Genomic DNA, 17,907 nt, shown 5'->3' on the forward strand with positions numbered 1-17,907 from the left:
ACCGATGGACGTCGAGATCGGATCGGGTCCCGGGGTGGTCGACGAGACGGCCGCGCTGTCGATCGCGGCCTGTCTGTTCAACGGGTTCAGTGACGGGTCGCGGCTGGCGATCGTGCGGCATCTGGCGCTGGGGGAGCATCGCGTGGTCGACCTGACCGAGCACCTCGGCCTCGCGCAGTCGACGGTGTCCAAACACCTGGCCTGCTTACGGGACTGTGGCCTGGTCGAGTCGCGACCGGTCGGCCGGGCTTCGGTGTTCAGCCTGACGCACCCCGAGGCGACGCTCGACCTGCTGACCGCGGCCGAGCGGTTGCTCAGCCTGACCGGTGACGCCGTCGCCCTCTGCCCCAACTACGGCCGTGACGCCCAGGAGCCGAGCAAATGAGCGAGCCGCCGCTCCCCGACGCGCCGGGCTCGCGAGTCGAGCTGTCGCTGGAGCCGCGCCCGGTCAGTAGCTGGACGAACGATCCGGAGCTGCGGCGCAAGCTGGGACGCCGGGCGCAGCTGCTGGCCGGCGCATCGGTGACCTACAACGTGATCGAGGCGGTGATCGCGATCAGCGCCGGGCTGGTCGCCGGGTCGGTCGCGCTGGTCGGCTTCGGGCTGGACTCCGTGGTCGAGGTGTCCAGCGGGCTGATCATCTTGTGGCAGTTCCGGCACCGGATGCCGGAGTCGCGCGAGCGGCAGGCGCTGCGGCTGCTCGCGTTCTCGTTCTTCGGCCTCGCCGCCTACGTCAGCTTCGAGTCGATCCGGTCGCTGATCACCGGCGCCGACCCGGAGACCTCGCCGGTCGGGATCGGGCTCGCGATCGCGTCGCTGATCGTGATGCCGTTCCTGTCCTGGGCGCAACGCCGGACCGGGAAGGCCCTGGGGTCGAACGCGGTCGTCGCCGACTCGACGCAGACGCTGCTCTGCACGTACCTGTCGGCCGTCCTGCTCGTCGGCCTGCTGCTGAACGCGACACTCGGCTGGGGCTGGGCCGATCCGATCGCGGGGCTGATCATCGCGGGCGTCGCCGTCCGCGAGGGGATCGAGGCCTGGCGGGGCGAAGGTTGCTGCGCGCCGATCGCCGGTTCGGCGGCGGGCTGCGGGTGCGGCGGCGACGCCTGCGCCGACGGCTGCTGCGACTGATCCCGGCGGGCCGGAAAAACTTCTGAAAGTCGGTGTATCACCGGCCGCGCGCAGGGACTCCGCCTTATGAAACCGCTTCGCAGTGCCGCCGAGGGGGGAAGGCAGCGCGAAGAGGTTTCGTTGGGGGGAGGTTGACGCGGCGTGTGAGGAGTTTCGGTGGTCAGGCCGAAGTCTTGTCCGCGCCGCGTCAGCGTGTGGGGGGACCGACAACCGCTTTCTGCCAGCTCGCCTGACTGAGCTGGCAGAGAGCGGTTCGTCATGTGTCAGGTCGTGCTGCTCTCCGCGTCCCCGGGGCGCAGGACCGGGCCGACGCCCGGCGCCGCCTGACCGAGCGCGTAGGCGAGCAGCGCGTCGGCGGACTGCAGCGCGTTCTCGCCGGTGAGCGACATCCGCCCGGCGATCAGCCCAGCGACCAGCGGCGTCGCGTACGACGTACCGCTCCAGCGAGCCATCCCGGTGAATTTGCGCAGCTCGCCGGTGTGCGGCGGCTCGGTGCAGCGGTACTCGCCGGTGAGGAACGCGTTCACCAGGTTCTCACCCGGCGCGTACACGTCGACCCAGCCGCCCAAGTTGCTGAACCAGGCCCGGTCGCGGCCGTTCTCCGCGAGCGCGCCGACGCCGACGGCCTCCGGGAACGCGGCCGGCCAGAAGTAGTCGCGGCTCGACTCGTTACCGGCGGCGGCGACCAGAGTGAGACCGTTGACCCGGTTCAGCCGGGTCTGGACGAAGACGTCCAGGCCGAGCGGCGGCAGGTCGAACCGCGTCCGGGTGCCGGCCGAGAGGCTGATGATGTCCGGCGCCAGGTCGAGGACCTCGTCCAGCGCCGCGGCCAGGTCGAACTCCCAGATCGCGCCCGCGATCGGGAAGTAGCTCTTCACGACGACCTCGACGTCGCGGGCGATCGAGCGCAGGACGCCGGCGATGAACGTGCCGTGCCCGGCGTACGGCTTGATCAGGCCGTCGGGGCCGAACGCGTCCTCCGGGTCGCCGGTGACGCCGTCCAGCCAGTACGCCGCGGGCGCGTCGGACCAGCCGACGTCCAGGACGACGACCTTGACGCCCTTACCGGTCGCCTTGGTCTTGTCGAGGAACGGCTCCGGCGGGATGCCGGGCGCGACCTCCTCGGGTTCGGTGGCCGGGCACGGGCTGACGCTCGGTGTGACGTAGAACAGGTGCTCGGGCGTGACGACGCCGCGGCCGAGGCGCAGATCGGCGTACTTCAGGAAGCGCTGCGTGGCGGACCGGTCCTCCGGCGCGCCCGGCGGGACCTTGGCCGGCAGGAACAGCCGGGTGACGCCGGCGATCCCGCCCTCGCCGGTCTTACCGCCCTCGAACAGGCGGACGACGCGGTCGACGTCCTCGTCGCGGACCAGGACGACCCCGGTGCGGTAGATGTACTCGGCGCCGGTCTCCTCCCACTTCGGCGGCGAGACCTCGACGTCCTTGCCGTAACCCTCCAGGATGAGTTTGATCTGCGCGATGTACTTCTTGTCGCGCTCGGACGGCTTGCCAACTTGTGCCATGGGTATGGCGACCCCCCTCGGATCAGTGTGTGGTCGTATCATTCCACCGAGCCGCCGGACAGGGGGAGACTCGCTTGACGGTTGTCCCCGAGGAATTGCTGCCACTGGCGTTGTCGCGTCCCCATGACGCGATCGCGGCGGCGCGGACGCTGCTGGCCGGGAAACCGGCGGCCGAGACGGCGTCCATCGCCCACCAGGCGACCGGGATCGGGTTGCGGCAGCTCGGCGAGGTCGACACGGCGATTCGTGAACTGCGGACGGCGTTGCGGCTGGCCAAGGGCGTCTCCGATCGGGAGGCGGATGTGCTGGCCACGCTGGGCGCGACACTCGGGCGGGCCGGCCGAAGCCGGGAGGGGCTGGCGAATCTCGACCGGGCGGTCGATTTGAGTCGGGGTGCGCTGGCCGGGCGCGTGCTGTTGCGACGGGCCGACGTCCTGCTCGTGCTCGGCCGGCATCAGGAGGCGCTGGAGGATCTGCGGCTCGCGATCACCCGGTTGCGGCGCTCCGGCGACCAGCTGTGGGAGGCGCGGTCGCGGAACTATCGCGGGTTCATTCAGCTCGCCCTCGGCGGGACGCGGCAGGCGGATGCCGACTTCGATCAGGCCGGGCGGTTGTACGCCGCGATCGGGCAGGAGTTCGAGTACGCCGAAACGCGACAGAACCGCGGGATGGCCGCGTTCGCGCGCTGGGATCTGCCGGCGGCGCTGCAGTTCCTGGGGGAGGCGGCGCAGGGCTTCGAAGCGGTCGGGGTGATCTGGCCGGATCTCGCGATCGATCGCTGTGCGGTGCTGCTGGCGGCCGGTCTGACCGCGGAAGCGTTGGCCGAGGCGGATGAAGCGATCGGCCGGATGGAGACCGTGCAGGCGGCGAAACGGGCCGAGGTGCTGTACGCCGCGGCCGGGGCTGCGCTCGCGGTCGGCGATCCGGCGACCGCGCAGGAGCGTGCGGAACGGGCGCGGCGGTTGTTCTCCGCGCAACGGCGAACGTGGTGGTCGGTTCGGGCGTCGATGCTGCAGCTGGAGGCGCGCTATCAGTCCGGTGAGCGGGGGCCGCGGCTGCTGCGGCAGGTCGTGCGGACGGCGGAGCGGCTCGACGAATTCTCCGCGTTGGAGGCGCCGGCGGCGCATCTGCTCGCCGGTCGGCTCGCGTTGGCCGAGGGCCAGTCACGGACGGCGGACCGACAGCTCGAGCTCGCCGGTCGGCTCTCCAAAGATGTTCCGTCACCGGTCCGCAGCGCGGCCTGGCTCGGCCGCGCCCTCCGCGCCGAGGCGCGCGGGGAGACTCGCCGCATGCTGACCGCCTGCGGTCGCGGCCTCGACGCCCTCGACGACTACCGCCTGATGATGGGTGCCACCGAACTCCGCGCCCGCGCGACCGGCCACGGTGCCGAGCTCGCCGAGCTGGCCCTCCGGCATGCGCTCCACCGCAACGACGCCCCCGCCCTCCTCACCTGGGCCGAGCGCTGGCGCGCCACCGCCCTCACCGTCCCGCCCGTCCGGCCACCCGACGACGAACAACTCATCCAGGACCTCGCCCAACTCCGCGACGTCGTCCGCCGCCTCGAATCCGAACCCACCCGCCCGCCGGCCCTCGAACGCGAACGCCGCCGGCTCGAATCCGCCGTCCGCCAGCGCTCTCTCCAAGCCCACGGTGACCAATCCGAGGTTGTGCAGGGGGAGTTCGATCCGAACCAGCTGCATGAAGCGCTCGGTGCGAGCGCGCTGGTGGAGCTTGTCGAGGTTGGCGGGGTGTTGCATGCGGTGGTTGCGGCTGACGGTGAGCTGACGCATTACGAGGTGGGGGAGTTGGAGGCGGCCGCGGTGGAGGTGGAGCGGTCGCGGTTCCGGTTGCGGTGGTTGGCGCACGGCCGGTCGCGGAGTGGGCCTTCGCTGGAGGTGTTGGGGCAGCGGCTGGGGGAGGCGATCCTGGGGCCGGTGCAGAAGGTGCTGGGGGACCGGGATGTGGTGATGGTGCCGCCTGCGCGGTTGCAGGCGTTGCCGTGGGGGCTGATCCCGGCGCTGGAGGGTCGCGCGGTGAACGTCGTACCGTCAGCGGCGGTCTGGTTGCGGGCCCGCCAGCTGCGACCGCCCGAGCAGAAACGCGTAGTGCTCGTGCTCGGCCCAGGTCTGTCCGCAGCGCGCGCGGAGATCACCCGGCTGACCGAGCAGTACCCGGACGCCGTCGTCCTGCGCGACGGGAACGCGACAGCGGAGCGGGTGCTGCAGGAGCTGGACGGCGCCTGGATCGCACACATCGCCGCGCACGGCACGTTCCGATCCGACAGCCCGCTCTTCTCGTCGCTGCGGCTCGACGACGGCCCGCTGACCGTCTACGACTTCGAGCGGCTGAAGCGAGCGCCGTACCGGCTGGTTCTGTCGAGCTGCGACTCCGGTCTGGCGAAGCCGGTCGGTGCTGACGAGCTGCTCGGGCTGAGCAGCAGTCTGGTTCCGCTGGGCGCGGCGGGCATCCTGGCGAGCGTCGTCCCGGTGAATGACCCCGCGACCGTCCCCCTGATGACGGCGCTGCACGAAAACCTGCAGAATGGCCACTCGCTCGCCGAGGCGTTCGCGAGGGCGCGGGCTGCCGCCGGAGCCGATCCGGTGGCGGACGCAGCGAGCCGTTCATTCGTCGCACTCGGCGCGTAAACGTTCATGTATCAATCAGCGGCCCCGGTCGCTCCGTATCAGTACTCGGGGGAGAGGAGACAGGGGCATGCGGGACGATCCCACTGTCGTCAGCCTGGTCAGTAGAGCGGTCGACGGTGACAAAGGCGCCTGGGACGAGCTGGTCGAGCGGTACGCGCCGCTGATCTGGGGCATCGGCCGCCGCTACCGGCTGGCCCCGACCGATATCGATGACGTCGGTCAGGGCGTCTGGTTGCGGCTGATCGAGCATCTGCCGAGTCTGCGCGAGCCCGCCGCGTTGCCCGGCTGGATCGCGACCACCGCGCAGCGGGAGTGTTTCCGGCTGCTGCGCGCGGCCAGCCGGGTCGATCCCGTCGACCCGGCCGAGCAGCGCGACGCCGTCGAACCCGCGGTGGCCGAGGAGGAAGTACTCCGGTTCGAGCGCCGGGCGATCGTCCGGACCGCGTTCGGGCAGCTCTCCCCGCGCTGTCAGTTGCTGTTGGCAATGATCACGAAGGACCCGCCGGCGCCGTACGACGAGATCAGCAAACGGCTCGCGATGCCGGTCGGCAGTATCGGCCCGAACCGGGCCCGATGTTTGGAACGGTTACGGCGAACGCCGGCCCTGGCCGGACTGGCCGACGAACAGAGGAGGTGAGTGGGATGACGGACACCGATTGGAACGACGACGGGCAACTGCTCGAGGCGCTGCGCGACACGCTGACCGCGGACCAGGACATGCCGCGGGCGTTCGTCGACGCCGGGAAGGCCGCGTTCGCGTGGCGGACCATCGACGCCGAGCTGGCCGCGCTCACCTACGACTCGGCCTGGGAGAGCCTGGAGCCGGCGCCGGTGCGGTCGGCCCCCGAGAGCGCGACGCTGCGCGCGCTGACGTTCGCCTCCGAGGGCTGGCGGATCGAGCTCGAGCTGACGCCGGACGGGCTGCTCGGCCAGCTCGACCCGCCGGCCGCCGGTGAGATCGTCGCCCGGACGGACTCCGGCGTCCTGGCCACGGCGCGGATCGACGAGCTCGGCTTCTTCGTGCTGAAGCCGGTCCCGAAGGTTCCCTACCGCCTGGTCTGTACGCCGGACGACGGCCCGACGATCCTGACCGGCTGGGTCACGCCGTAACCCAGCCGGTGTCGGCGGATCAGCCCAGGTAGTCGCGCCACGGGCCGGTGATGGCCAGCGTGATCCCGGGCGACTGGATGTTCACGAAGAGCACCTTGCCGTCGGCCGAGAACGCCGGACCGGTGAACTCGGAGTCGTTCAGCTGGTTCCGGGCGATCGCGTACGTCGGCCCGCCCGGGGTCGAGCTCAGCACGTGGCTGCTCGCGTTACCGTCCTCCGCGAGGATCAGCGAGCCCCACGGCGTCACGGTGACGTTGTCCGGGCCGTCGAAGTTGAAGTCCTGGAACTTCGCGCCGGCGCCCTGGTCGGCCGCGGCGCTCTCCGGGAAGTACGTGACCAGCTGGATGGTCTTCTTGGCGTAGTTGTAGAACCAGACCATGCCGTCGTGCGGCACCGCGTCGGCCGGCAGGTCCGACGTCCCGGACTGGGCGTACGAGTTGACGACGTACACGCCGTCCTTGGTGCCGAAGACGCCCTCGAACTTCTTGCCGCGGGTGATCTGCCCGTCGGTGAACTGCTTGCGGACGGACGTCGTCGCGCCGTCGCGGTCCGGGACCGGAACCCACGCGACCCGGAACGGGCGGAGCAGCTGGGCCGAGGTCAGGTAGGCGACGTCCGGGATCGGCTTGCCGTCGTCCCCGAGGATCGCGAGCGCCTCCAGGGTGCCGAAGTCCTTGTTCTGCAGGTCCTTCCAGCTGCGCGAGCTGAGCCGGTAGCCGCGCGGGCCGGACCAGCGGTAGAACGTCCCGTTCGGGCCGGACGCGTCCTCGGACAGGTAGATGTGGTTGCGGTCCTCGTCGACGGCGCAGGCCTCGTGGGCGTAGCGGCCGAGCGCCTTCAGCGGCACCGGGTGCGCGGTCTCGCCGTCGCCCCAGACCTCGAAGACGTAGCCGTGGTCCTTGAGCCGAGTGGTGCCGTTGGCCTTGCTCTCGGTCTCCTCGCAGGTCAGCCACGTGTTCCACGGGGTGTGGCCGCCGGCGCAGTTGGTCAGGGTGCCGGAGATGGCGACCCACTCGCCGAGGTTCTTGCCGTTGCGGTCGACCGAGATGACCGTGCAGCCGCCGGCCGCGCCGACACCCGTGTCGTACACGGTGCCGGGGACCTGCGGGACGCCGAGCGCGCTGTTGCCGCTGATCTCGTGGTTCTGGATCAGCCGGTAGCTGTCGTGCCGGCCGCCGGGGAAGACCGCGGTGCCGTCGTGCGAGTCAGGGGTCACCTGACCGGTCTTCAGCTTGGTCTCACCGGCCTTGGTGACGATGCGGTACTTGAAACCGGGCGGCAGCGCGAGGACGCCGGCCGGGTCGTCGAGGAGCGGCGGGAACGGCTTGTGCGTCGGGAACGGCGAGTGGTGACCTCCTCCGTGGGAGACCGGTGTGGCCTCGGCCAGCGAGGGGACGGAACCAACGGTGGCGAACCCGACACCGGCGGCGCCGGCAGCGGCGCCACGCAGGACGGAACGACGATCGACGGACATGTACTGCTCCTTGGACGCTGTAGGCGGAACGCCCCGATCCTCACCACCTACGGCCACCGCACGGGAAACTGCAGCTGAACAACAGGTAGGTCCCTGAAATCTCAACAAGTTAGGAATGCCTATACTCACCAGGTGGTCGGGGAGCGGATCGAGGCCTGGTCGCGCTCGCATCGAGAGGCCGTCGACCTCATCGTCACTGCGGTGCTGCTGGTAGTGACCACGCTGTTCGCCGCTCTCGTGCATGCCCCGGCGGCGCACTACCTCGTCTCGGTGCTTCTGCTGCTGCCGTTGGCGGTACGCCGGAGCCGGCCGGCCGTTTGTCTGCTACTGGTCGCTGTGGTTGCACTGGCGCAGTGGCTGACTGTTCGGGACACAGTCGGCGCCCTGCCGGCGGATGTCGCCGTACTACTCGCAGTGCACGCCGCTGCGGCGTACGGACCGCGTTGGGCGCGCGGAGCTGGTCTTGCGGGCGGGCTCTGCGGCGCTGCGCTCGGCGGAGTGGCCTGGCCGCAGATGGTGGACACACTCGTTGCCCACCTGGCGATTGGCGTCGCTCTGGCCGGTGCGGTCGTTGCGGCCTGGTCTGTGGGCACGCTGCGCCGGATCCGGGAGGCTGCGCAGCGCGAGCTGGCTGTGCTCGCCGAGCGGCAGCGGATCGCCCGGGAGATGCATGACGTCGTCGCGCATTCGTTGGCGGTCGTCATCGCGCAGGCCGACGGCGGTCGCTACGCACCGGGGAACGCGGTCGAAGCGCTGGGAGCGATTGGTGCGCACGCGCGGCAGGCGTTGGGTGAGACGCGGCGGATCCTCGGCGTACTCCGTGCTGACCAGCAGGCGTTGGAGCCCGCGTTGGGCCTCGCGGATCTTGGGGAGCTGGTGCAGGGGGTCGATGCGGTGCTGACGGTGGATGAGGTCGAGGTGGAGCCCGGTGTGGGGCTGGCGGCGTACCGGATCGTGCAGGAGGGGCTGACGAACGTGTTGAAACATGCTGGGCCGGGTGCGCGGGCTGAAGTGAGTGTCCGGCGTACTGCGGGGTGGCTGGAGATCTCGGTGGCAGATGACGGCCGTGGCCCGGGCAACGGCAGTGGGCTCGGGCTGGTAGGGATGCGGGAGCGGATGGCGGCGTACGGCGGAAGCGTCGAGCTGACGGCTCGGGAGGGCGGCGGGTCATTGCTGACGGCAAGGATGCCGCTGTGATCCGGGTGGTGCTGGTCGAGGACCAGGTGATGGTGCGGGTCGGGTTCCGGATGGTGATCGATTCGCAGGATGATCTGGAGGTCGTCGCTGAGGCAGGTGACGGTGTGAACGGCGTGGCCGAGGTACGCCGGACGCGGCCGGATGTGGTGGTGATGGACATCCGGATGCCGGTCCTGGATGGGATCGAGGCGTGCCGGCAGCTGACCGCGCTGCCGGAACCGCCGCGGATCTTGATGCTGACGACCTACGACCTCGACGAGTATGCGCTCGCTGCCGTTCGTGCCGGGGCCAGCGGATTCCTGCTGAAGGACGCGCCGCCGGAGGACATGCTGGCCGCGATCCGGACCGTGCACGCCGGGGACGCCGTCCTGGCCGCGTCGACGACCCGCCGTCTCCTGGAGCACCTGGCGCCGCCTTTCGACCCGACGGCCGCCGCCGCGGTGGAAGCGCTCACTGACCGCGAGCGAGAGGTGCTGCTCGCGGTCGCCCGCGGCTGGTCGAACGCCGAGATCGCTGCCCAGCTGGTCGTTTCCGCGGGGACCGTGAAGACACATGTGAGCAACCTGCTGGCCAAGCTCGGCGTCCGGGATCGCGTCCAGGCAGTGGTGATCGCCTACGAAGCAGGGTTGGTCCGGCCCGGCGGGCGTTAGCAGGTCTGGTCGGTTGGTGGGAGTGTTCCGGCGCTGAGGTAGCGCTCTACTGCGGTGTCTACGCAGGCGGAGACGCCGTGGACGCCGTGTCGGAACGCGCCGGAGAGCGTGATCAGCCGCGATCCGCGGAGAGCTTGATGCATGGCCTGCTGGCCGGCGTACGGCGTGACGGGGTCGCCCTCGGCGGCGAGCATCAGGGCCGGGCGGTCGTTGGCGATCTTGAGTGGTGGTTCGATCGGGGCTGTCGGCCAGAAGGCGCAGGGCGAGATGTCGCGGGCGAGTGGGCCGTAGAGCGGCTCGGTGGCGCGGTGAGTCTGGATGTCGCGGTAGTAGATCGCCGGATCACGTGGGGCGGCTCGGTCGGCGCATTGATTGGCGACGGTGGCGCTGAAGCCGAACTCCGGTACGACTTCGGCCAGGTCGTACAGCGCGAATCGCTGTTCCTGCAGGGGAGTCGGCGTCACTGGACGGCCGGCGGCCGCGTCGCGGTAAACGCGGACGGCGGCGCTGAGTTCGGCGTACGACTCATCGGTGTCGTCGACCGTGAGGAGTAGACCGGGGAGCATTGCTTCGGTGACCTGATGAGTCCCGACCTGCAGTGGGCGGCGTTTCGCGGCGGCGGCGATCCGGTCGACGGTCGCGAGGACGGCCGCTTGTGTCCGGCCGAGATCCTGGTGGCGGCGAGCGGCCCAGGTGGCCCAATCGGCGAGTGCGGCGGCGTCCGGGATGGCGGTTTCTCGCGTCCAGCGGGGGCCGTAGGAATCGGGTGCGTGTGAGCTGTCCAGGGCGAAGCGATCTGCGTGCTGTGGGAAGAGTTGGAGGTAGACGGCGCCGAGGTACGTTCCGTACGACGTGCCGAAGTAGGACAACTTCGGTACGCCGAGGGCCTGGCGGACCTGATCCAGGTCCCGTGCGATGTTGCGGGTCGAGGCGTAGGGCAACACCTCGCGATACGGCCCGCATTGGGCGGCCAGCTCGCGGGCGACCTTCGTACTGTCGGCGAAGGTGGCTCGAGTGGGACTCGCGTACTGCGCGCTGCGGAGGTACCGATCGGTTCGCCAGCCGCACTCCAGGGGAGCGCTGAGGCCGAAGAAGCGCGGATCGATGCCGACGAGGTCGAACTGGGCCGCTAGCTCAGGGTTCTTGGCCACGAACAGGTTGACGCCCTGCCGGGAGGCCTCAGGCCCGCCGACATTGATGACCAAGGTGCCTTTACTGGGTTCGGTGGCCGCACGCCGAGCGATTGCGATCGGGATCGCTCGCCCGTCGGGCCGGCGATAGTCGAGCGGCACCAGCACCTCGGCGCACCGAGCGCCGACAGCGCCCAGCTCCCCGTCGCATTCACGCCAGTCGAGTTGCTTGCTGTTAGCAACTGCTGGGGTGACGCTGCAGAGCAGACTCAGCGTCGCGGCTCCCCACAAGATTCGTCTCATGTGCGGAGCCTAGAAACGGCGCCCCGCCCGCCGCCTCTGCCGCACGGCCGATCCCTGATCAGTCGCGCGGCAGAGAACCGAGCTCTGTCAGTGGATTGGCTGTGGTCTCGCTCCGCAACCGCCCCCGTGGCCGCGCCCGTCGACTGTGAGCGTGTGACCTAGGTCGTTGTAGCCGGTAGTCGGCTGCCACGTGTTGGTGTTGGCGAGTTGGATGGCGTACGCCGGGTCCTGAAGTCGGGGCGAGGAATCCGCGAGGCTGAGGAGGAGGCGGTACCGGCCGGGCTTGGCCGGGGCGCAGACTGTCCGATCCAGCGTGGTCGTCGTGCCGGCTCCCCAGCGCCGGGGGTCGGCCGGAAGGTCGACCCGGTAGCTGCGGTCAGCGCCTTGGAAGATCAGCTGGACCTTGCGCTGTCGGTACGGCGCCGCCCATCCCTCGTTGCGGAGATCGAGACTGACCCGGACAGCTCCACCTGGCTTCGTCTTGTTAGTGAAGCTGCCGCGCAGCAGCGCCAAGCGGTAGCCGAGCTTCTGCTGGGCGATCGTGATGTTGTCGCCCCAGCTGCCGAGCACGTCCCGGTTGTAGTCGCTGTTCAGGTAGGAGAAGTGCAGCCGTGCCATCTCGGCCGCGGCCGACGGCCAGTCCGAACGGGGTGAGTTCAGTGCGCAGGTCTCACCGCCCTCCGGGACGTAATTGGTGTCCTGGGCAACGAAGTCCTTGTCCAGCTCGATCGGGTCGCTCAGATAGGTCCCGAAGTCGTCGGGGCTGGCCAGGAAGCAGTCGTTGTGGTGCCCGATCCGAGCGGCCGCGGAACCGTCGTACGCCTGATCGGGAGAGAGCGCTCCCTGCGTTCCCGTCGGGAGTCCGAGCATGCGTTGTTTCATGTACGGCGTCCGGACCTGGACCATGAGATCGCGAGGTAGCGCTCTCAGCAGCGCCAGCACGACGGTGCGCCGATCGGCCCAGTTCTGGTCCGAGACCTGGCTCGGGTCGGCCGGGTCGGCGAAGTGATCGGTGTAGTAGCCCTCGCCCCACAGCCCGACGAACCCGGACTGAACGACCGCGATCACGTCCGCGTTCGCGCGCAGTACCGGCGTCAGCTGAGCGATGTGCTTCACGACGCGGGCGACCGGCGCATCGCCGTACGGCGTGGTGGGCGGCCATCCGGGCGGCTGTGCATAGGCGAACCGGACGATCACCTTCACGCCGGCCGCGCGGGCGGTCCGGAAATCCGCCCGGACCAGATCGAGGAACGCGCGGTCGAGCTTGTAGACGCCGGCGAACTTCTCCAGGTAGATCACCCGGAGAATCTGGGTAACGCTCTCTTGCGTTCTGAACCCTTGCAGGGTTGCCAGATCGAGCGGTGTGTAGCCGGAGCCGTCCGCCCGGTAGTGCGTCTCGGTGTGGTGATAGAAACCGCGCTCCGGGTTCGCGATCACGGCGTCCGACGCGGCGTAAGTACGGGTGCTGAGCGGATCGCGATGGGCGCTCGCGAGCTGGGCCTGACCTATTTGGGCCGGCCCCAGGAGACCGAGGATCAGCGTCGCGCTGACCAGGCGGAACAGCTTCATCGAAAGACTCCTAGCTGATCGTGAGGGTGTGCAGGAGCGAGTTCATCCCCGTGGACGCCTCCCAGGTGCTCTGGTTGGCGAGCCGGATCGAGTACTCCGGCCGCGCGGACAGCAGCGGGTCCGGCAGATTGAGCAGCAGCTGGTACGAGCCCGCCGGGACGTTGCTCGGCACCGTCAGCGTCTGCGAGACGGACGTCGACGTACCGGCAGCCCAGCGCCGCGGGTCCGACGACATCCCGAGGCGGTAGTTCGTCCCGGTCGAGGTGTTGCGCAGGACCAGCTCGAGCCCGCGCGGGTTGTACGGCGACGCGTACCCGTCGTTGCGGACGGAGAACGAGATCGGCAGACTGCCACCGCGTGTCGCGCTACTCGGATAGGTGCCGCTCTCCAGCCGCAACCGGTACCCGAGCTTCTTCGTCACATCCGCCATACAGCCGCCAGAGCTCCACGAAGCAAGCACATTCGGCTCGTACCCGATGTTCAGGTACGACCAGTGGAACTGCGCCAGCTCCGCGGTTGCCGTCGGGCAAGTCGAGCGCGGCGCGTTCACCGCGCAGGTCTCGCCGCCCATCGCGACGAAGCGCGTCTCGTCCTGCAGGTACGGGTACTCGACGGCCGTGTTCTCGTAGGTGCCGAAGTCGTCCGGGCTGGCCAGGAAGCAGTCGTTGTGGTGCCCGAGCCGCGAGTTCGTCGAGCCGTTGTACGCGTCCCCCGGCTGGACGACGGAGGTCGTGTACATGGTCCGCTTGAACTTCGGCGTCCGCAGCTGGACCATCCGCGTCGACGGGACGACGCTCAGCAGTTTGTCGGTGACCGCCTTCCGGTTCGCCCAGTCGGTCGCGGTGACGGTGCCGGCGTTGCCGAAGTTCTGCGTGTAGTACCACTCACCCCAAGCACCGACCAGCCCGGCCTGGACGACGGCGATCACGTCCTTACCGGAGTTGAGATAGGGCGCCAGCTGATCGAGGTGGGCGACGACGCGAGCCCTCGTGGCGTCGTCCCCGGTGGTCGAGGTCGTGTACGCGAAGCGCAGGATCAGCTTCAGCCCGGCGGCGCGCACGGTGTCGATCTGCTGCTGCAGTTGATCGAGGGCGGCCTGACCAATGGCGCTGTTCTTGTACTCCGCCAGATAGAAGACACACATCACCAGCGAGTTGCCCTGGCTCCGGTAGCCCTGCAGCGTGCTCAGCGCGAAGTCGGCTTTGTCGCAGTCTCCGGTGTGGTGGTAGAAGCCGCGCTCCGGGTTGGCGAAGTTGTCGCTGCTCGCGGTGTAGTTGACGGTCCCGGACGACCCGCCGCCACTGTAGACATGCGTGTACTTCGCGGAGGACTCCAGCGGCGTCTCGACCTGAAAGACCAGGTCGGCGTCATTCGGGGAAGCGCTCTCGCCCAGATCCGCGCGATCCACGGTCCACCGAGCGACGCCGCCGGTTGCCGAGAAGGTGACCGCGCGGACGAGCGTCCAGCCCCAACCGGCGCCGGTGCTGCGGTAGAGGTTCCCGTTCTCGAGTAGGTACTCCGCGCCGACCGTGCCCTGGGCGTACCCGGTGCCGGTGTTCCGATCGGTGTCGACGTACACGCGCTGGAACGACGGGGCTCCGGTGAAGGAGAACTGGTAGGTGACGGTCGTGGCCGTGTTGGACGCCGAGCCGCCGGTGATCGCGGCGGCAGCGGGGGAGACGACCGCGGCGGCGGTCAGGAGGGCGCCGATCGTGACGCCGGTCAGCAGGCGGAGGGTGCGCCGGAGACTCATCTGTACTTCCTCTCGCAGGGCGGGCGATGAAAGTAATCATGGAGTCCAGGGAAATTATGTCAAGAGTTCGCAGCGGCCTGGTTCCGAGCAGCTTCGATCACTATTGGCGCTGCGCGGCGAACAGTGCGGGGGTCGCGGGGGAGTTGCCGTAGAGCGTCGACTCGACCTGTTCGAGCGCGAGCCGGACCGCGCCGAGCGCGACCCCCTCGTCCGCGAACGCCGAGACGCGGATCTCCGGCGTCCGCAGGCACCACCGATCCAGCTCGCGGCGCAACGGCTCGACCATCACATCGGCGGACCGGGAGAATCCGCCGCCGATCACGACCAGCTCCGGGTCGAGCGTGAGAACGAGCGCCGACGTCCCGATCGCGAGATCGCGGACGTATCCGCGGACGGCGCGCTGAGCCGCGCGATCGCCGTCCCGCGCCGCGAGGAACACCTGCTCGACCTCGGCGCCGGGGGTGAGCCAACCGTGCAGATGCTCGGGGGCGCGCTCCCAGCCGGCCGCGGGCAACGCGCCGATCTCGCCCGCGGAGTTGGCGAACCCGCGGTGCAGCTTGCCGTCGATGATCAGCCCAGCGCCGGTCCGCAGCCCGGCCAGCAGGAAGACGACGTCCTTGGCATAACGGGCAACGCCGCGCCAACTCTCCGCCAGAGCGGCCAGTTTGCAGTCGTTCTCGACGCGGATCGGCCCGGAGACCAGTCGCCGCAGCTGAGCGGTCAGGTCGACGCCGGTCCACTCGGGCAGCGAATCCGACAGCATGACCTTGCCGGTGCCGTCGACGAGCCCAGTGGTCGCGACACCGGTCGACCAGATCTGTTCGGCGGTCACTTCGGCGCCAGAGAGCGCGGCCTCGATACAGTCGTCGATCGCGGCCAGCCTGGTCCGGCGTCCGGCGTCCGGCGCGACCGGGATCCGCGCCTGATGCAGCACATCGCCTTCGAGATCGGTGACCACTGCGAGCACCTTGTGCCCGCCGACATCGACGCCGAGCAAGCGCCCGGCGTCCGCGCGGAACCGGTATCGCCGGGCCGGTCGGCCGACGGTACCCGCGGTCGGCTCGACCTCGCTGACCCAGCCGCGACCGAGTAGATCGCGGACGACGTCCTCGGTCGAGGCCCGTGACAGCCCGGTCCGTTTGGCGAGCTCCGTCAGCGTCAGCGGCTGGTCGGCGCGCAGAACTCGCAGTACTGCGATGGCGTTCAGCTGCCGCAGCCGCTGCAGGTCCCCGCCCGACAATGCCTCAGTCATCGCGCCTCACTTATCGCTGGAGTCCCGGATAACTATAGGTATGCCAGCACCTGGTCCGGTGGGCGAAATGGCGCGCCGAAGGTCTTCCCAAACCCCCATGACAACGTTGTACGGTGGTGCGCGGCCGGCGCTGGTGAGCCGGAACGACCTCGGGCAGGAGGATCCGATGCCGAATCCACTCAAGATCGCGACCCTGAGTTTCTGGCACGTCCACGCGGGCGATTACTCGCGCCAGGCGCAAGAGCATCCCGGCACCGAACTGGTCGCCGTCTGGGACGACGACGAGGCGCGTGGCAAGGCCGGCGCGGAGTCGTTCGGCGTCGAGTACACGAGCGATCTGGACGCCCTGCTCGCCAGCGACATCGACGGCGTGGTGATCACCACGGGCACCGACGTGCACCGCGACATCATGGTCAAGGCCGCCCAGGCGGGGAAGCACATCTTCACCGAGAAGGTGCTCGCGCCGACCGTGGCCGAAGCCGAGGAGATCATCGCCGCCACCGACGACAACGGTGTCAAACTGACCGTCTCGTTGCCGCGGCTGGCCCATGGCTACACCCAGGCGATCCGCGAGGTGCTGGACAGCGGCCGCCTCGGGCAGCTCACCTACGCGCGCGTCCGGCTCTCGCACGACGGCGCGATCGCCCGCGACGGGAACACCGAGGGCTGGCTCCCACTGCGCTTCTTCGACGAGCAGGCCGCGATCGGCGGCGCGCTCACCGACCTGGGCTGTCACCCGGTCTACCTGACACAGCTCTTCCTCGGCGCCGAGGCCGAAACCGTCAGCGCGACGTACCGCTCGGTGGCCGGGCGCGGCCTGGAGGACAACGCGGTCGTCGTGGTCGGCTACCCGAACCAGACGATCGGCGTCATCGAGGCCGGCTTCGCCAGCCCGAACCCGTTCACGATCGAGATCTTCGGGACGGACGGCACGCTCACGTACTCCGACGCCGGCAACGTGCTCAAGGTCGGCGACGAGCAGCTGCCGGTCCCCGAGCACAGCCTCGACCCGTTCGGCCAGTGGGTCGAGCACATCACCAACGGCACCCGGGCCGACGAGAACATCAGCCGCGCACTGGAGCTGACCCGGCTCGTCGTCGCCGCGAACGAAGCCGCCACCACCAACCAGGTCGTCGCCTACAACCGCTGAGGAGACTCACATGCCCCAGATCAAGGTCGGCCTGATCGGCGCCGGCGGTATCGCGTCCGCGCATATCAAGGGCTACCAGGTACACGCCGACAAGATCGGTGTCACCGCCGTCGCGGACGCCGTCGAGGCGACTGCCAAGGCCCGCGAGGCCGAGCTCGGCGCGACGGCGTACACCGACTACCGCGACATGCTCGTCAACGAAGAGCTGGACGCGGTCGACATCTGCCTACCTCATCACCTGCACCGCGATGCGATCATCGCGGCCGCCGAGGCCGGCAAGCACATCCTCTGCGAGAAGCCGCTCTGCCTGACGGCCGAAGAGGCCGGCGACGTCCGGCGCGTTGTCGAGGCGAACGGCGTCACGCTGATGTCGGCGCACAACCAGCTCTTCATGCCCGCCGTCGCCAAAGCCAAGGAGCTCCTCGAGGCCGGCACGATCGGAACCGTCTACGAAGTCCGGACGACGGATTCGTTCTACAACGACTTCGACCCCAGCTCGATGGGCTGGCGCGCCAGCAGCAAGACCAGCGGCGGCGGTGAGCTGATCGACACCGGCTACCACCCGACCTACCTGATGCTGCACCTCGCCGGCGGCCTCCCCGTGGAGGCGACCGCGATGCTCTCGACGCACCGGCTGAAGTTCATGGAAGGCGAGGACTCCGCGCAGGTCCTGATCCGTTTCGACAACGGCGTCGTCGGCCAACTCGTGACCAGCTGGGCCTACCAGCCGGCCGGCTCCACCGAGCGCTTCTCCGCCGTCGGCGAGCTGGGCTCCCTGCACAGCGACGGCACCTCCCTCACCTACAACCTGCGCTCCGGCGAATCCGAAACCCTCGACTTCGAACCCGTCGACACCTTCGCCGCCGAGATCGGCCACTTCGCCGACTCCCTGACCAACAAGACCCGCCCCCTGCACACCGAGGCCGAGGGCATCGCCGTCCTCGGCATCCTCCTCGCCGCCTACGAAGGCGCCCAGAACAAGACCATCGCTCCAGTCATCCGCCCCTAGGCCGAACGAAC

The 17,907-nt window shown here is 69.5% G+C and carries 15 protein-coding genes; 9 read left to right on the top strand and 6 right to left on the bottom strand.

Annotated elements, in window-relative coordinates:
- The first annotated feature begins 4 nt into the window (after positions 1-4).
- Positions 5-385, top strand: coding sequence for an ArsR/SmtB family transcription factor (locus ACZ6ZD_RS25125; RefSeq protein WP_465677473.1), 381 nt, complete (start codon positions 5-7; stop codon positions 383-385).
- Entirely contained in the window at positions 382-1,131 is a 750-nt protein-coding gene (locus ACZ6ZD_RS25130) for a cation diffusion facilitator family transporter (protein ID WP_465676138.1), read from the top strand. The genes ACZ6ZD_RS25125 and ACZ6ZD_RS25130 overlap by 4 nt, the downstream gene beginning before the upstream one ends.
- A 263-nt stretch (positions 1,132-1,394) precedes the next feature.
- Here the strand turns inward: ACZ6ZD_RS25130 and ACZ6ZD_RS25135 are convergent, their stop codons facing one another.
- Positions 1,395-2,654 (bottom strand): S8 family peptidase, encoded by a 1,260-nt coding sequence (locus ACZ6ZD_RS25135; RefSeq protein ID WP_465676140.1) that lies wholly within the window; start codon positions 2,652-2,654, stop codon positions 1,395-1,397.
- A 74-nt stretch (positions 2,655-2,728) separates the two neighbouring features.
- On the opposite strand from ACZ6ZD_RS25135, the gene ACZ6ZD_RS25140 reads away from it, so the two are divergent.
- The 3 genes from ACZ6ZD_RS25140 to ACZ6ZD_RS25150 all read left to right on the top strand — a co-directional run bounded on the left by ACZ6ZD_RS25140 (position 2,729) and on the right by ACZ6ZD_RS25150 (position 6,409).
- Positions 2,729-5,299 carry a CHAT domain-containing protein gene (locus tag ACZ6ZD_RS25140; protein ID WP_465676142.1) on the top strand — a complete coding sequence of 857 codons (2,571 nt, stop codon included), beginning with the start codon at positions 2,729-2,731 and terminating at the stop codon, positions 5,297-5,299.
- A 67-nt stretch (positions 5,300-5,366) separates the two neighbouring features.
- Positions 5,367-5,936: an RNA polymerase sigma factor gene (locus tag ACZ6ZD_RS25145; RefSeq protein ID WP_465676144.1), complete on the top strand. Its 570-nt coding sequence runs from the start codon at positions 5,367-5,369 to the stop codon at positions 5,934-5,936.
- A 5-nt stretch (positions 5,937-5,941) separates the two neighbouring features.
- On the top strand, positions 5,942-6,409 hold the full coding sequence (locus ACZ6ZD_RS25150) for a hypothetical protein (protein ID WP_465676146.1): 468 nt from the start codon (positions 5,942-5,944) through the stop codon (positions 6,407-6,409).
- 19 nt (positions 6,410-6,428) lie between these two features.
- On the opposite strand, the gene ACZ6ZD_RS25155 is transcribed toward ACZ6ZD_RS25150, so the two are convergent.
- Positions 6,429-7,883, bottom strand: a complete 1,455-nt coding sequence (locus ACZ6ZD_RS25155) for an alkaline phosphatase PhoX (protein WP_465676148.1) — start codon at positions 7,881-7,883, stop codon at positions 6,429-6,431.
- A 132-nt stretch (positions 7,884-8,015) separates the two neighbouring features.
- Here ACZ6ZD_RS25155 and ACZ6ZD_RS25160 point away from each other — a divergent pair, with 132 nt between their 5' ends.
- Positions 8,016-9,080 carry a sensor histidine kinase gene (locus ACZ6ZD_RS25160; protein ID WP_465676150.1) on the top strand — a complete coding sequence of 355 codons (1,065 nt, stop codon included), beginning with the start codon at positions 8,016-8,018 and terminating at the stop codon, positions 9,078-9,080.
- Positions 9,077-9,730: a response regulator gene (locus ACZ6ZD_RS25165; RefSeq protein ID WP_465676152.1), complete on the top strand. Its 654-nt coding sequence runs from the start codon at positions 9,077-9,079 to the stop codon at positions 9,728-9,730. The genes ACZ6ZD_RS25160 and ACZ6ZD_RS25165 overlap by 4 nt, the downstream gene beginning before the upstream one ends.
- Here the strand turns inward: ACZ6ZD_RS25165 and ACZ6ZD_RS25170 are convergent.
- The 4 genes from ACZ6ZD_RS25170 to ACZ6ZD_RS25185 all read right to left on the bottom strand — a co-directional run bounded on the left by ACZ6ZD_RS25170 (position 9,727) and on the right by ACZ6ZD_RS25185 (position 15,737).
- Complete coding sequence (locus ACZ6ZD_RS25170; RefSeq protein WP_465676154.1) at positions 9,727-11,163, bottom strand: alpha/beta hydrolase; 1,437 nt, start codon at positions 11,161-11,163, stop codon at positions 9,727-9,729. The genes ACZ6ZD_RS25165 and ACZ6ZD_RS25170 overlap by 4 nt on opposite strands.
- An 87-nt stretch (positions 11,164-11,250) precedes the next feature.
- On the bottom strand, positions 11,251-12,732 hold the full coding sequence (locus ACZ6ZD_RS25175) for a DUF4832 domain-containing protein (protein ID WP_465676156.1): 1,482 nt from the start codon (positions 12,730-12,732) through the stop codon (positions 11,251-11,253).
- Positions 12,733-12,742: 10 nt separating this feature from the next.
- Entirely contained in the window at positions 12,743-14,485 is a 1,743-nt protein-coding gene (locus ACZ6ZD_RS25180) for a DUF4832 domain-containing protein (protein ID WP_465676158.1), read from the bottom strand.
- Between the two features lie 100 nt (positions 14,486-14,585).
- On the bottom strand, positions 14,586-15,737 hold the full coding sequence (locus ACZ6ZD_RS25185) for an ROK family protein (protein WP_465676160.1): 1,152 nt from the start codon (positions 15,735-15,737) through the stop codon (positions 14,586-14,588).
- Positions 15,738-15,903: 166 nt separating this feature from the next.
- On the opposite strand from ACZ6ZD_RS25185, the gene ACZ6ZD_RS25190 reads away from it, so the two are divergent.
- Positions 15,904-16,887 carry a Gfo/Idh/MocA family protein gene (locus ACZ6ZD_RS25190; RefSeq protein ID WP_465676162.1) on the top strand — a complete coding sequence of 328 codons (984 nt, stop codon included), beginning with the start codon at positions 15,904-15,906 and terminating at the stop codon, positions 16,885-16,887.
- A gap of 10 nt (positions 16,888-16,897) precedes the next feature.
- Positions 16,898-17,896 carry a Gfo/Idh/MocA family protein gene (locus ACZ6ZD_RS25195; protein ID WP_465676164.1) on the top strand — a complete coding sequence of 333 codons (999 nt, stop codon included), beginning with the start codon at positions 16,898-16,900 and terminating at the stop codon, positions 17,894-17,896.
- Positions 17,897-17,907 lie beyond the last annotated feature (11 nt).

It is taken from the genome of Kribbella sp. NPDC104218 (genome assembly GCF_055584105.1).